This is a genomic window from Phenylobacterium sp. SCN 70-31, assembly GCF_001724605.1.
GTDB lineage: Bacteria > Pseudomonadota > Alphaproteobacteria > Caulobacterales > Caulobacteraceae > Phenylobacterium.
Genome location: NZ_MEEX01000005.1, coordinates 82,511 through 96,714, shown reverse-complemented (window position 1 = coordinate 96,714; position 14,204 = coordinate 82,511). Strand labels below are relative to the sequence as shown.

Annotated in this window: 9 protein-coding genes; 5 read left to right on the top strand and 4 right to left on the bottom strand. The window is 69.6% G+C overall.

Translation table 11 applies throughout. From position 1 onward, the window contains the following. The first annotated feature begins 85 nt into the window (after window positions 1-85). The gene (locus ABS78_RS05010; protein ID WP_293375660.1) at window positions 86-538 is read left to right on the top strand and encodes a hypothetical protein; all 453 of its coding nucleotides are present in this window, start codon (window positions 86-88) and stop codon (window positions 536-538) included. A 9-nt stretch (window positions 539-547) separates the two neighbouring features. Here the strand turns inward: ABS78_RS05010 and ABS78_RS05005 are convergent, their stop codons facing one another. The 3 genes from ABS78_RS05005 to ABS78_RS04995 are packed head-to-tail and all read right to left on the bottom strand — an operon-like array spanning window position 548 to window position 6,262. Beyond that, window positions 548-1,963, bottom strand: coding sequence for an efflux transporter outer membrane subunit (locus tag ABS78_RS05005; protein WP_293375658.1), 1,416 nt, complete (start codon window positions 1,961-1,963; stop codon window positions 548-550). Continuing rightward, window positions 1,963-5,109, bottom strand: a complete 3,147-nt coding sequence (locus tag ABS78_RS05000; RefSeq protein ID WP_293375656.1) for an efflux RND transporter permease subunit — start codon at window positions 5,107-5,109, stop codon at window positions 1,963-1,965. The genes ABS78_RS05005 and ABS78_RS05000 overlap by 1 nt, the downstream gene beginning before the upstream one ends. Before the next feature lie 10 nt (window positions 5,110-5,119). Continuing rightward, complete coding sequence (locus ABS78_RS04995) at window positions 5,120-6,262, bottom strand: efflux RND transporter periplasmic adaptor subunit (RefSeq protein WP_293375654.1); 1,143 nt, start codon at window positions 6,260-6,262, stop codon at window positions 5,120-5,122. 160 nt (window positions 6,263-6,422) lie between these two features. Here ABS78_RS04995 and ABS78_RS04990 point away from each other — a divergent pair, with 160 nt between their 5' ends. The 3 genes from ABS78_RS04990 (at window position 6,423) to ABS78_RS04980 (ending at window position 8,386) form a co-directional block, all read left to right on the top strand. Continuing rightward, window positions 6,423-7,022, top strand: a complete 600-nt coding sequence (locus tag ABS78_RS04990) for a TetR/AcrR family transcriptional regulator (protein ID WP_293375652.1) — start codon at window positions 6,423-6,425, stop codon at window positions 7,020-7,022. Window positions 7,023-7,138: 116 nt separating this feature from the next. Further along, window positions 7,139-7,288, top strand: coding sequence for a hypothetical protein (locus ABS78_RS04985; RefSeq protein WP_293375650.1), 150 nt, complete (start codon window positions 7,139-7,141; stop codon window positions 7,286-7,288). A 39-nt stretch (window positions 7,289-7,327) separates the two neighbouring features. Beyond that, window positions 7,328-8,386 carry a phytanoyl-CoA dioxygenase family protein gene (locus tag ABS78_RS04980; protein ID WP_293375648.1) on the top strand — a complete coding sequence of 353 codons (1,059 nt, stop codon included), beginning with the start codon at window positions 7,328-7,330 and terminating at the stop codon, window positions 8,384-8,386. A 3-nt stretch (window positions 8,387-8,389) separates the two neighbouring features. Here ABS78_RS04980 and ABS78_RS04975 read toward each other — a convergent pair whose 3' ends face one another. Further along, on the bottom strand, window positions 8,390-11,779 hold the full coding sequence (locus ABS78_RS04975; RefSeq protein WP_293375646.1) for a carboxyl transferase domain-containing protein: 3,390 nt from the start codon (window positions 11,777-11,779) through the stop codon (window positions 8,390-8,392). A 171-nt stretch (window positions 11,780-11,950) separates the two neighbouring features. Between ABS78_RS04975 and ABS78_RS04970 the strand changes: the two genes are divergently transcribed. Beyond that, window positions 11,951-14,203 (top strand): TonB-dependent receptor, encoded by a 2,253-nt coding sequence (locus ABS78_RS04970; protein WP_293375644.1) that lies wholly within the window; start codon window positions 11,951-11,953, stop codon window positions 14,201-14,203. Window position 14,204: the final 1 nt, after the last annotated feature.

The window sequence follows — 14,204 nt, the reverse complement described above, 5'->3', positions numbered from 1 at the left end:
CCCCGGTGACGGGGCCCTTTTCGTTTCAGACGCCCCCCGGGGCTGTACTCCGGGAACCCCGCGTCGGCGCGGGTCTTCAAGAAGGATGCGTCGACATCTGTTTCCCGCCGCCGCGGTGGGCGTCGCCGTCGTCGGAGCGATCACGCTGCTGACGCCAAAGCCCGCGGTCAGGCCCGCGCCGCCGCCCGAACCCGCATCGCCGGAACAGCCCGTGGCGCCACCGGAGGCGCCCAAGGATTTCCGGGGAGTCTGGGCCGCGACTTCGACGGACTGTGCGCCCGGTCGCGAAACCCGCCTGGTGGTGGGCGCCGGCCGGCTGTCGTTTCACGAAAGCTCGGGGCCGATCCTGGCGGTCGCTCGGCCAGCGCCGGACGAGGCGGCGTTCACGGTCGAACTCACCGGCGAGGGCGAGGTCCGGAGGGTCGAGCACCGCTTTCGGCTCGACGACGAGGGGCGGTCGCTGACGGCGCTCGGCCCTGGCGGCGCCGAAGCGCTGGTTCGCCGCCGCTGCCTCGACACGCCACCCGACGCCGCGTGACCGCTCCGCCTACGGCGTGTCGGCCCCGGCTCCGCCGCCCAGGGCCCGATAGAGTTCCACACGGTTTGTCGCGCGGGCCAGATCGGCGGCGAGCTGCGACTGGCGGGCCGCGTAGAGCGTACGCTGGGCGTCCAGGAGGGTGAGGTAACCGTCGAGGCCGGCGTCGTAGCGGGCCTGGCTCAGGCGTTGCGCCGTCTGGGCGGCGTCGACCAGCCGAGCCTGGGCCGCCACCCGGTCGCCGATGGTGGATCGGGTCGCCAGGGCGTCGGCCACCTCCCGGAACGCCGTCTGCACCGCCTTCTCGTACTGGGCGAGCGCGGCGTCGCGGGCGGCCTCGGTCCCGCGCAGGTTCGCCAGGTTGGCTCCGCCGGCGAAGATGGGAAGCGTGACCTGCGGCGTGAAGCTCCACGTCCGCGTACCGCCCTCGAACAGCCCGTTCAGTTCGGGGCTGATCGTGCCCAGCGCCCCGGTGAGGCTGATGCGCGGAAAGAAGGCCGCGCGCGCGGCGCCGATGTTGGCGTTCTGGGCGCGGAGCGCGTGTTCCGCGGCCAGCACGTCGGGTCGCCGGGTCAGCGCCTCGGAGGGCAGGCCCGCCGGCGCATCGGTCACGGCGTCGACGCCGGCCAGTCCGCCCTGTGGCGCCAGTTCGACGGGAAGATCGGCGCCGGTCAGAAGCCGCAGGGCGTTGCGATCGCGCACCACCTGGGCCTCGGCCGTGGCGAGGTCGCTGCGCGCCTGCTCGGCCAGGGTCTGCGCCTGTCTCAGGTCGAGCTCGGAGGCGGCGCCGGCGTCGAACCGCTTGCGGGCGATATCGAAGGCCGCGTCGCGGCTCGCCAGGGTGTCCCGGGTAAGGCCCACCAGATCCTGATCCGCAGCCAGGGTGAGGTAGGCGGCGGCCACCTCGGCCACCAGGCTGACCTGCACCGCGCGACGATTCTCCGCGGCGGCGAAGAAGGACTGCAGCGCCGCGTCGCCGAGGCTGCGCACGCGCCCGAAGAGGTCCAGCTCATAGGCCGCGAAACCCGCCGAGACGCTGTAGAGTTCGGTCTCCAGCGCCTGTCCCTGACCCGTCGCGCCGGCGGGCGTGCGGCCGCGCTGCACTTGGCCGGTGGCGTCGATCCCGGGCAGCAGATCGGCGCGCTGTATGCGGTAGGCCGCACGCGCGCGTTCGATATTGGCGGTCGCCGCCCGCAGATCGCGGTTCTGCTCAAGGGCGAGCTGAATGACCCCTTGCAGGCGCGGATCGGTGAAGACGTCGCGCCAGGGGGCGTCGATCCCCGCGGCGGTGGTGTCGGCGGGGCTCGGCCAGGACTGCGGGATCGGCGCGGCCGGGCGCTCGTAGCGGGGGGCCATCGTACAGCCGGCCAGCGCCGTCGATGCGACCAGGGCGGTCACCAGGGGGATTCTCATGACGCGGAGAGCCATCAGTTCGCCTCCTGGGGCGCCGGTGCGGCCACGCCCCCCTCGGGCTTGCGACCCAGATGCCGCTGCACCAGCACGAAGAAGAGCGGCACGAAGAAGATCGCCAGCAGCACCGCCGAAATCATGCCGCCGATGACGCCCGTGCCGATGGCGTGCTGGCTGCCCGATCCCGGTCCGTTGGAAATCGCCAAGGGCAAAACCCCAAAGATGAAGGCGAGCGAGGTCATGATGATCGGCCGCAGGCGGATCCGAACCGCCTCGAGCGTGGCTTCCACAAGCGAGGCCCCCGCTTCGAAGCGGTCCTTGGCGAACTCCACGATGAGGATGGCGTTCTTCGCCGACAGGCCCATCGTCGTGAGCAGGCCCACCTGGAAGTAGATGTCGTTGGAGAGGCCGCGCAGGCTGGTGGCCAGCACCGCCCCCAGCACGCCCAGGGGGATCACCAGGATCACCGCGAGCGGAATGGTCCAGCTCTCGTACAGCGCGGCCAGCAGCAGGAAGACGACGAGGATCGACAGGGCGTAGAGCGCCGGCGCCTGGGCGCCCGCCTCGCGTTCCTGAAGCGACAGGCCCGTCCATTCGTAGCCGACGCCCGCGGGGAGTTTGGTCGCGAGCTCCTCCATCGCCTTCATCGCCTGGCCCGAGCTGAGCCCTGGGGCTGGAGACCCCTGGATGTTGACCGAAGGGACGCCGTTGTAGCGTTCGAGGCGCGGCGACCCGACCGTCCAGTGCGTCGAGGCGAAGGACGAGAAGGGCGCCATCTGGCCCGCGCCGTTGCGCACGTACCAGCGCTCGAGATCCTCGGGCGCCATGCGGAACTGTGCGTCCGCCTGGACGAACACCTTCTTCACCCGGCCGCGGTCGACGAAGTCGTTGACGTAGGTCCCGCCCAGGGCGGTGGAGAGCGTCGCGTTGATGTCGGCCACGTTCAGGCCCATGGCGCCGGCCTTGGCATGGTCGACGTCGATGGCGAACTGGGCGGTGTCGTCCTGGCCGTTGGGCCGCACGCCGACCAGGCGGCGTTCGCCGCCGGCCATGCCCAGAAGCTGGTTGCGGGCGGCCATCAGGGCCTCGTGACCCACGCCCCCGACATCCTGGAGCTGGAAGTCGAAGCCGGCGGAGTTTCCCAGCTCCGGCACCGCGGGCGGGACCACCGCGAAGACCATGGCGTTGTTGATCTTGGAGAATTCCGTCTGCGCGCGCTGAGCCAACGCGCCAACCTTCAGGGCTGCAGCCTTGCGCTCTTCGAAGGGCTTCAGGGTGATGAAGGCGATGCCGGCGTTCTGGCCCGCGCCGGCGAAGCTGAAGCCCGAGACGGTGAACACCGACTTCACGGCGTCCGCCTCTTCGGTCAGCAGATGGTCGGCGACCTTCTTGAGCACCGCCTGGGTCCGTTCCTCGGTGGCGCCGGGGGGAAGCTGGACAAGGGCGAACATGTTCCCCTGGTCCTCCTCGGGCAGGAAGGCGCCGGGCAGGCGCATGAACAGCAGGGCGAGGACCACGACGATCGCGCCGTAGACGGCCATCCAGCGTCCGCCCTTGCCAAGGATGCGGCCCACCTGCTCCTGGTAGCGATGGCTGGCGTGGTCGAAGTTGCGGTTGAACCAGCCGAAGAAGCCGCGCCTCTCCATCGCATGGGCCGCATCGACCGGCTTCAGCAGCGTGGCGCAGAGCGCCGGCGTCAGGACAAGCGCCACCACCACCGACAGTCCCATCGCCGACACCAGCGTGATCGAGAACTGGCGGTAGATGACTCCCTGCGAGCCTCCGAAGAAGGCCATCGGCACGAAGACGGCGGCCAACACCAGGGCGATGCCGATCAGCGCGCCCGTGATCTCGTCCATCGAGCGGCGGGCGGCTTCCTTCGGCGAGAGCCCCTGCTCACGCATGACGCGCTCGACGTTCTCGACGACCACGATGGCGTCGTCGACCAGCAGGCCGATCGCCAGCACAAGGCCGAACATGGTGAGCGTGTTGATCGAGTAGCCGAAGACGGCCAGGACCCCGAACGTGCCGAGCAGCACCACGGGCACGGCGATCGTGGGGATGATCGTGGCCCGCCAGTTCTGGAGGAACAGGAACATCACCAGGAAGACCAGCACGACGGCCTCCCCCAGGGTCTTCACCACCTCATGGATCGACTGCTTCACGAAGGGGGTGGTGTCGACCGGGATGACGTAGGCGATCCCGGCGGGGAAGTTCGCGGACAGCTCGGCCATTCGCGCCTTGACGGCGTCGGCGGTTTCAAGCGCGTTACCGCCGGGCGCCAGCCGGATCGCCAGGCCCGCGGCGGGCTTGCCGTTGTACTTTGACAGGGCGTTGTAGTTCTCGGCGCCCAGTTCCACGCGGGCCACGTCGCGCAGGTAGACGTGCGTTCCGCCGCCGGTGTCCTTGAGGATGATGTTCTCGAACTGCGCGGGCGTCTCGAGCCGCGCCTGGGCGCTGATGGTTGCGTTCAGGACCGTGCCGGGCAGAGACGGGGTCGCGCCGAGTTGCCCGGCCGAGACCTGGGCGTTCTGGGCGCGGATCGCGGCGATCACGTCGGCAGGCGTCAGGCTGCGCGACGCGAGCTTGTCGGGATCGAGCCAGATCCGCATGGCGTACTGCGCGCCGAAGAGCTGGACGTCGCCTACGCCCTCCACCCGGCTGAGCTGGTCCTGGAGATTCGAGGCGAGATAGTCCGAAAGGTCGGCGGTCGTCGTCTTGCTGTCGGTGGCGTAGAGTCCCACCACCATCAGGAAGTTGCGCGTGGACTTCACCACGCTCAGACCCTGCTGCTGCACCTCCTGGGGCAGGAGCGCGACGGCGGTCTGAAGCTTGTTCTGGACCTGCACCTGGGCGATGTCGATGTCCGTCCCCGCACGGAAGGTCAGGGTGACCGTCGCTGCGCCCGAGCCGTCGCTGGCCGAGGTGATGTACTGCAAGCCGTCCAGGCCCTTCATCTTCTGTTCGATGACCTGGGTGACGCTGTCCTCGACCGTCTTGGCCGAGGCGCCTGGATAGACGGCGAGGATCTCGACCTGAGGCGGGGCGATGTCGGGGTACTGGGCGATCGGCAGGGTGCGGATGGCCAGGCCGCCCGCCAGCATGATCACGATGGCGATCACCCAGGCGAAGATCGGACGATCGATGAAGAAGCGCGACAGCATGACCGGGCCCTCAGCGCGCGGTCGCGGGGGCGGCGGCGGTGGCCGGTGCGGGCTTCACGGCCGAGCCGGGGCGCACACCCTGCAAGCCTTCGACGATGATCCGCTCTCCGGGCTTGAGGCCGCCGGTCACCAGCCACTTGTCCCCGACGGTGCGGCTGACCGTGATCGGCCGGACCTGGGCCTTGCCGGCGGAGTCGACGACGAAGACGGTCGCCCCGCCCTTGGGATCGCGGCTGACCGCCGCCTGGGGCGCCAGGATCGCCTGGGTGGCCACACCCTCTGCAAGCCGGGCGCGCACGTACAGTCCCGGAAGCAGCGCGCCCTCGGGGTTCGGGAAGATGGCCCGCAGGCCGATCGAGCCGGTGCCGGGATCGACGGTGATGTCGGAAAAGGCGAGGCGTCCTGGGTGGGGGTAGATCGAACCATCCTCCAGGATCAGGCGCACCTGCGCCGTTCCCGGCGCCTCGAGGTCTCCCGCGGCCATCGCCTGGCGCAGCTTCAGCAGGTCGGCGGCCGATTGGGTGACGTCCACATAGATGGTTTCGAGATTCTGGATGGTCGCCAGAGGGGTAGCCTGGTTCGCCGTCACCAGGGCGCCGGGCGTCACGGACGAGCGGCTGATCCGACCCGAAATCGGGGCGTGGACGCGGGCGTAGTCCACATTGATACGGGCTTGCTGCACCGCGGCGCGCTGAGCCTGGACATTCGCCGCGGCCGATTTGGCGGCGGCCTGGGCGTCGTCGTCGTCCTGCCGGCTGACGGCGTTGACCTTGACCAGTTCGCTGAACCGTTCGGCCTTGAGCCTGGCCGCGGTGGCCGCCGCCTCGGCTTGGGCCAGCGCCGCGACGGCGCTGTCCAGGCTGGCGCGATAGGTGGCCGGGTCGATCTGATAGAGGGGTTGGCCTGCGCGAACGATCGCGCCCTCCTGGAACAGGCGCGCCTTGATGACGCCATTCACCTGGGGGCGGACCTCGGACACCAGCGACGCCGAAGTCCGGCCGCTGAGTTCCGTTGTGAGGTTGACCGGTTCCGTGCGCACGGCGATGACCCCCACGGGGACGGGGGCGTTGGGATCGGGGCCCGAAGGCACCTGGGCGCTGCAAGCGGACAGGAAGGCGGCGGCCACGAGGCCGCTGAGGAGCGAAATGCGCATGCGAGCACCGGATGCGGCGGACCGCGCGCTTGCGCTCCGCTTGACAAGACGTTGTTGTATGAGAATGAACGTTCATTCTCGGTTCAGGCATGTGGGTCCATGACCTCGTGAAGTCAACCCGCCACCTGAGGAATTTTTTGCGGCGCACAAGGGATTTTGCATGAGCGAAGGCGTGAGGCGCGCCACGGCGGAGGCGCGCCGACAGATCATCGTGGACGCTGCGGCGGCGTGCGCGCGGCGCTCCGGGTTCCACGGCGCCAGCATGGCCGAGATCGCTCAGGCGGCGGGGCTCTCCGTGGGGCAGATCTATCGCTACTTCGAGAACAAGGAGGCGATCATCTCGGCCATCGTGGCCCGCGACATCGCCGAGATGCAGGCCTGGATGACCGAGGTCCAGACGCGTGACGGCGGGCCGACCGACGCCATCATCGCGAAATGCTCGACCGCCGTGGAGGAGCATTACGACCGCGAGCGCGCGGCGCTGGATCTTGAAGTGGTCGCCGAGGCGGCGCGGAACCCGGCCGTCGCCGGGATCGTCGAGGCGGCGGACATCGAGAAGCGCGCATTGGGCGAAGTCCTGCTGCGTCGCACGCTCCCCGAGGGTCACTCGGACTGCGAGCGCCGCGCCCGGGGCGAGATCCTCAATATGCTGTTCGAGGGCATGACGGTTCGTGGCGTGAGCAATCCCCACGGCGACCGCGAGGCGATCACCCGGGTGCTGAAGGCGGTGGTCCGCCGACTGCTCGAAGGCCCGCTTTAGTTCGAGGCTCCGGGGGGTCCGTTTGAAACCCTGGCCAAGCTGCCGGGAAGGGTGCATGATCCTTGTTCTGCGAACGGGACGCCCTCGAGAGCGGCCCGGCGCTGGGAGAAGACGCCATGGCCTTTCGGGAACCTGTCCTCCATCCGCGCAAGACTCTGGTCGAGCGCAAGACTTTGGCGGAGGGCGCCGTCTGTTTCGCATGCGCCTTGGCGGGTCTCACCGGCATTGCGCTTGTCCTTCAGTGGCTGGTCGACTTCATGGCCTGAAGGCCGCGCGGCGATACCGTCAGAAGGGGAGAGCGGCAAATGTCAGAGCAGGCAGACGTCCGGCGAGCCCATGATGCACGCGGGTCGGCCGCAGCCGAACCCGCTGGTCCGGGCGTGATCGAGCCGGTCTATGTGCATGTGGAGCGCTTCGCCCCCGGTTCCGTCGAGAGCGTGGCCTACCTGCAAGAGCACGGCTACGTCGTCATCGCCAACGCCTTGTCTCCACAGGAAGCGGCGCGCGGGCTGGACCTCGCCTGGGACTACCTGGAGGAACTCGGCACCGGCATAGACCGCAGCGACTGGACCACCTGGGGCGACGACCGCTGGCCCACCTCGGTCCACGGCGGTATCCTGCCGGGACATGGCATCGGCCACTGCGCCGCTCAATGGTTCATCCGCAGCGTCCCTGCCGTGAAGGCCGCCTTCGCGGCCATCTGGCAGGACGACGACCTTCTGGTCAGTTTCGACGGCATGGCCCTTTGGCGGCCTTGGGCGCTGAACGAGGCCTGGCGCACCAATCGCGGCGGCTCTTGGCTGCACATCGACCAGCATCCGATCACACGCCCCGGCCTGCAATGCGTGCAGGGCCTGATTAGCCTGCTGCCGACGTCGCCCGCCACCGGAGGAAACGTCCTTATCCCCGGCTCTCACCGGACGTTCGAGAAGATCGCCGAGGCATACCCCGAGCGCCTGGGGCGGGTTCCGCTGGAGGTGGATCACTTCCGCTTTCCGGCCGACGATCCGCTGCTGACCGGAACGCCGCCGATCATGTGCCACCTGGAGGCCGGCGATCTGCTGCTGTGGGATTCGCGCACCATCCATTGCAGCAGCGGGAGCCTTGAGGCGCCTGCGGCCGAGGCTGCCCTGCTGCGGGCCGTCAGCCTGATCTGCATGATGCCGCGCCGCCTGTCGTCGCCCGAGGTGCTCGAAAAGCGCAGGAAGGCCGTCGAGCGCGTGACGTCCACCACCAACTGGACCGACCGGTTCATCAACGCCGACCGCTTTCCACAGATCCTGGCCGAACCGAACCCGGAACGCTTCCGGAGACCCGATCCGCCGGTTCTGAACGACTATCAGCGTCGCCTCGTGGGCTGGTGACGCCTACCAGACGTCGATGAAGTTGCGGGCGGCCCGCCGAGGTGCGCCGGTCGCGGCCAGGCCCCTCAGCAGCCAGTCGCGGGTTTCGGACGGATCGATCACCGCGTTGATCTCGCAGACCTGAGCCACCGAGATCGCCTTGCCGGCCTGATACATGCGTCCCACCAGCTTCTCGAACAGCGCCTGGCGCGCCGCGGGATCGGACTCGGCCTCCAGTTCCTTGCGGTAGCCGAGGCGGACGGCCCCCTCGAGCCCCATCGGACCGAACTCGGCCGTCGGCCAGGCGACCGTAAACGCCGCGGCCGAGAAGTCGCCGCCGGTCATGGCCTGGGCGCCCAGGCCGTAGCCCTTGCGCAGCACCACCGCGAACAGCGGGACGGAGAGGGCGGCCGAGGTGACGAACAGTCGCGAGCCGCGCCGGATGGCGCCGGTCTTCTCGCTGTCCGGACCGACCATGAATCCCGGGGTGTCGCAGAGGGACACGATCGGGACGCCGAACCCGTCGCAGAGCTGGAGGAAGCGGCCGCCCTTCTCGGCGCCTTCCGAGTCGATGGCGCCGCCCAGGTGGTGCGGATCGTTGGCGATCAGGCCGAAGGGACGGCCCTCGATCCTGAGGAAGCCGGTGATCATGCCGCGGCCGTAGCCGCCGCGCAGCTCGACGAACGTGCCCTCGTCGGCCAGCGTCTGGATCACGCGGCGGATGTCGTAGGCGCGCACGCGGTTCTCGGGCACGAGATGGCGCAGGAGGCGCTGGTCGGCGCAGTTCCAATCGTGGATCCGGCCCTGGAACATGCCGAGCAGGCTCTTGGCCGCGACGGTGGCCTCGGCCTCGTCCTCGACCAGAAGGTCCAGGGCGCCGTTCTCCCAGTGGACCTGGGCCGGTCCCACTTCGTCCGGACCGAAGACGCCCAGGCCGCCACCCTCGATCATCGCCGGCCCACCCAGGCCGATGCTGGAATTGCGCGTGGCGATGGTGATGTCGGCGCAGCCGAAGAAGACCGCATTGCCGGCGAAGCAGCGCCCGAAGTTGACCGCGATCCGGGGCGCCGCGCCGGACATGCGGGCCCAGGTGGTGAAGCTGGTCGTGTCGAGGGACGAGGCCGAGAGGCCGCCGGCGTCCACGTCGCCCGGCCGGCCGCCGCCACCCTCGGTGTACCAAATCACGGGCAGTTTCCAGTGCTCGGCGAACTCCAGGATCTGGTCGGTCTTCTTGTGGCCGAAGTGGCCCTGGGTGCCGGCCAGGACGGTGTAGTCGTAGGCCAGGGCCGCGCAGCGGGCGACGTCGGGGCCGAAATCCGCGCCGTTCACTTCGCCGACGCCTGTGACGATCCCGTCGGCCGGCGTGCGGGCCTGGAGGTCCTCGATCGTACGCCGGCGGCGCTGGGCGGCGATGGCCAGCCCGGCGAATTCGCGGAAGGTGCCCGGGTCGAACAGGTCGTCCAGGTTCTCGCGCGCCGTCCGGCCGCCGGACTTGTGCCGCCGTTCGACGGCGTCGGGCCGGGCGGCGTCGAAGATCAGCGCATGGCGGGCGCGCACTTCTTCCAGATCGCGGCGCGGGGCGTCCAGGTCGATCGCTTCGACGACCGCCTCGGCCTGGCCGGCGCCGTCGGGCGCGAGGAAGGCCAGGGGTTCGTGCTCGTCCACGGTGGCGCCGATGGCGACCGGCAGTTCCAGCACGACGCCCGAAGCGGCGGCGGCCACCACGTGCTGCATCTTCATCGATTCCAGCACGGCCACGGTCTGGCCGGCGCGGACCACATCTCCTACGGCGACCTCGAACGCCACGAGCGTGCCGCGCAGCGGCGCTTCGACGCTGACGCCGCCTTCCGGCGCGCGAGCCCATTGGCGTTCGCTCTCGTCGACGCCGGTGTCCTCGGGCGTCAGCTCTTCGGCGCGGGCGAGAAGCTGGGGCAGCCGCGCCTCGACGAAGCCGGTGTCGGCGGACCCGGCTCCAACCTCGGGCGCCTCCAGGATGGCGCGCAACAGGGGCAGGTTGTTCTCCACCCCCTCCAGCCGGAACTCGGTGGCGGCGCGCGCGGCCTTGGCCAGGGTCACGGCGATGTCGTCCGCAGGACTGTGGACCACGACCTTGGCGATCAGGCTGTCGAAGGCGGGACTGGGCCGGTAGCCGACGAAACCCGCGTCGTCCACGCGCACGCCGGGGCCGCCCGGCGGCTCATAGCGGCGGATGGCGGCGCCGGCGCGCGAGACCGAGCCATCCGCCGCCAGCCGTTCCAGATTGACCCGCAGCTGAACCGCATGGCCACGGACCGGGGGCGGTCCGTCTGCGAGGCCGAGTTCGGTGAGGCTGGCGCCGCCCGCCAACCGGAGCTGGACCTGAACCAGGTCGAGTCCCGTCACGGCCTCGGTGACGGTGTGCTCGACCTGCAGCCGGGCGTTGGCCTCGATGAAGACGGCGGTGCGGCCGTCGACGGCGTCGAGCAGGAACTCGAACGTGGCCAGCCCACGCAGCTTCGCCGCCTCGGCCATGCGCACGGACCAGGCCTGGAGCTGCTCGCGCACTGCGGCTGGAAGCCCGATGGCCGGGGCGAACTCGATCAGCTTCTGGCGTCGCCGCTGGACGGAGCACTCGCGGTCGTGGATCGCCACGGCGCGGACGCCGTCGGCGGCGATCTGCACCTCGATGTGGCGCGCGCTCGCCACATAGGCCTCGGCGTAGAGGCGGGCGTCGCCGAACGCGATCCGGGCCTCCTGCTCGCAGGCGCCGTAGGCTTCGGCCGGGTCCTCGCCCGCCGCCACCAGCCGCATGCCCCGGCCGCCGCCGCCGGAGACGGCCTTGATCATCATGCCCCGTCCGGCCGGAAGGCTGGTCTGGAACGCCCGGATCTCGTCCAGTGCGGCGCCGCCCGCAACGCCTGGGATCACCGGCACGCCCTGGCTCTCAGCGAAGGCGCGGGCGCGGGCCTTGTCGCCGAAGAGGTCGAGGGCCTCTGCGTCCGGTCCGACGAAGGCGACACCTGCGGCCGCACAGGCCCTCTGGAAGTCGGCGCTCTCGGACAGGAAGCCATAGCCGGGGTGGATCGCATCGCATCCGCTCAGCCGGGCCGCCTCCACGAGCGCGGCGGCGTTGAGGTAGGCGGCCGGCCCGACACCTTTCAGCGGCGCGTCGGCGTCCGTGCGGCGCCGATGCAGGGCCGAGGCGTCGTCCTCGGACCAGACGGCGACCGTGCGGATTCCCAGGTCTGCGGCGGCGCGGGCGACGCGGATCGCGATCTCGCCGCGGTTGGCGATGAGCAGGGCGCGGATCGACAGGGGACCCTCCGGGCTTCGGGTGGGACGGCGTGGGGCGGGAGCGAGGCCGGAGGCGGCCCGCCGGCCCGACGCCGCTTGCGCTCCAGCGCCGGGAATCGAGCCGAAGCCCATCATGCACATGATGCCGACGGCGCCGATACCCTCGTCGGGTGTCGGGTGAAACGCGGCGCCCGAGAGGGGCCGCGCGCGGGAGCTTCCGCAATCGGATCATTGACACAGATCAATTTTTGATCGAATTCGGCATCAGTGGCCATATTTATCATAGAGCCGCTTATCGGGAGGGAATCGAAGATGATGCTGGCGTCCAAGGGCGAATCCGCCCCGATCCTGCAGGTCGCGTTTCGCCGCGCGGCGCTTCTGGCCGCCGCCGGGATGGCCCTGACCGCCGGCGCGCCGGCCGTGGCCGCGGACTCCACCGGCAACGAGGTGGCGGAAATCACCGTCACCGCGCAGAAGCGCGAAGAGAACCTCCAGGACGTCCCGCTGTCGGTCGCCGTGATTCAAGGCGAGGCGCTGGAAGCGCTCCGCCTCAACGAAGCCACCGACATCAGCAAGGTCGCGCCCAGCGTCACCTTCCTGAACGCCGCCGGCCCGCGGAACTTCGGCTTCTTCGTCCGCGGCATCGGCACCTCCACCTTCGCGGCCGAGACCATCGAGGGTTCGACGGCCTTCGTGCTCGACGGCGTGGTGCTCGGACAGGCGGGGTCGGCCCTGACCGACCTTCCGGACATCGAGCGCCTCGAGGTGCTGCGGGGGCCGCAGGGCACCCTGTTCGGCAAGAACGCCTCGGCCGGCGTCATCAACATCGTCACGCGGCGCCCGTCCAAGACGTTCGAGTTCCGGGCGAGCGGGAGCTGGGCCTGGCCCGACGACGAGCGGAAGCTCAGCGCCTACATCTCGGGGCCGATCACCGACACTCTGGCGTTCTCGCTCTCGGGCCGGCGCAACAAGCGTGACGGGATCATCGACAACGTCTTCGACGGTCGCAAGCTGAACGACCGCAACGACGGCGGCGTGCGCGGTAAGCTGGAGTGGGAGCCGAACGACCGGCTTCTGGTCACGGCCACCGCCGACTACTACCGCCGCGACGCCGATTGCTGCGTCTGGACCTCGGCCGAGGTCGGACCTGTCCCCGGCGCGCCCGAGGTGGCGGCGGCGGCGGTGGGCATCGTCGCAGGTCCCGGCAACTTCAAGCAGAACCTGAACGGCGACGTCTTCGCCAAGTCCCGCTCGTACGGAACCTCGGTTCAGGTGGACTACGAGCTGGGCGAGTTCACACTGACCTCCATCAGCGCCTATCGCCGCTGGTTCACGAAGGATGGTCTCGATTCCGACTCGTCGCCGGCCAACCTCCTGGACATCAACTTCGGCATCCTGAAGCAGAGCCAGGTCAGCCAGGAACTGCGCATAACCTCGCCGACGGGAGGCTTCCTCGACTACGTGGCCGGTGTCTATTTCTTCAAGTCGGGCGTCCACTCGGCCTCGACCCAGATCTTCCCGGCGGTGCCGCTGCCGTTTTTCTACCGGCTGGCGGTGATCGACGCCGAGACGCGCAACATCGCCGCCTTCGGCCAGGCCAATTTCAACATCTCCGAGGATCTGCGCCTGATCGCCGGCGCGCGGGTGTTGAACGAGAAGGTGGACGCCGAAAAGTATCGCCAGGACGCCCGGATGGGCCTGAGCGATTCCGCCACCGCCGGCAAGGACGACGACGCCTTCGTCTGGCGGCTGGGCGCGCAGTACGACGTCAACGACGACATCATGGCCTTCGCCACGGTGACCCGTGGGTACAAGGGTGGCGGGTACGACACCAATATCGGAGTGGGCACCCTGCGCGATGTGCGGCCCGAGAAACCCACCACCTACGAACTCGGCCTGCGGACGAGTTGGCCCGCGATACGGCTGACCGCCAACGCCACGGCGTTCTGGTCGAAAGTGAAGGACTACCAGTCCGCCGGCCGTGACCCGCTGACCGCCACCTATCCCATCGCCAACGGCGAGGCGAAGACCCGTGGCGTCGAGTTCGAGGTGATGTGGCGACCGCTGGCCGACGCCGATCTCGCCGTCATGGCCGGGGCGGCCTATGTGGACAGCGAATGGGGATCGTTCGCGAACGCGCCGTGCTTCGGCGGGCAGACCCTAGCGGAAGGGTGCATCGGCGGGGTGCAGCAGGATCTCACCGGCGCACGCCTGCCGTTCTCGCCGATGTGGCAGGGCAACGTCGCCGTGCGCTACGCCACCGAGGTCGCGACCGACTGGCGGCTCACGCTCGACGCCAACGCCAGCTATCGCTCGAAGATGCTGATCGCCTTCCCGAACAATCCCCGCACCGAGCAGGAGGGCTACATGCTGGTCGACGCGTCGATCGGCGTCGGCCCGTCCAGCCGGCGCTGGAAGGCGTCGCTGTTCGCGAAGAACCTGTTCGACCAGGACTACCGCGCGGCCATGTTCTCTACGCCTTTCGGCAACGCGCGCAGTCTCAGCCAGTATCAGGTCTACGAGAGTCAGCGGGTGGTGGGCGTCGGCCTCGACTTCGACTTCTGAC

What these genes read in the sequence shown, in the direction of transcription:
- ABS78_RS04980 (WP_293375648.1), top strand. Translation starts at nt 7,328, where the DNA reads ATGTCAGAGCAGGCAGACGTCCGGCGAGCCCATGATGCACGCGGGTCG.
- ABS78_RS04970 (WP_293375644.1), top strand. Translation starts at nt 11,951, where the DNA reads ATGATGCTGGCGTCCAAGGGCGAATCCGCCCCGATCCTGCAGGTCGCG.
- ABS78_RS04975 (WP_293375646.1), bottom strand. Translation starts at nt 11,779, where the DNA reads ATGTGCATGATGGGCTTCGGCTCGATTCCCGGCGCTGGAGCGCAAGCG.
- ABS78_RS04985 (WP_293375650.1), top strand. Translation starts at nt 7,139, where the DNA reads ATGGCCTTTCGGGAACCTGTCCTCCATCCGCGCAAGACTCTGGTCGAG.
- ABS78_RS05000 (WP_293375656.1), bottom strand. Translation starts at nt 5,109, where the DNA reads ATGCTGTCGCGCTTCTTCATCGATCGTCCGATCTTCGCCTGGGTGATC.
- ABS78_RS05005 (WP_293375658.1), bottom strand. Translation starts at nt 1,963, where the DNA reads ATGGCTCTCCGCGTCATGAGAATCCCCCTGGTGACCGCCCTGGTCGCA.
- ABS78_RS05010 (WP_293375660.1), top strand. Translation starts at nt 86, where the DNA reads ATGCGTCGACATCTGTTTCCCGCCGCCGCGGTGGGCGTCGCCGTCGTC.
- ABS78_RS04990 (WP_293375652.1), top strand. Translation starts at nt 6,423, where the DNA reads ATGAGCGAAGGCGTGAGGCGCGCCACGGCGGAGGCGCGCCGACAGATC.
- ABS78_RS04995 (WP_293375654.1), bottom strand. Translation starts at nt 6,262, where the DNA reads ATGCGCATTTCGCTCCTCAGCGGCCTCGTGGCCGCCGCCTTCCTGTCC.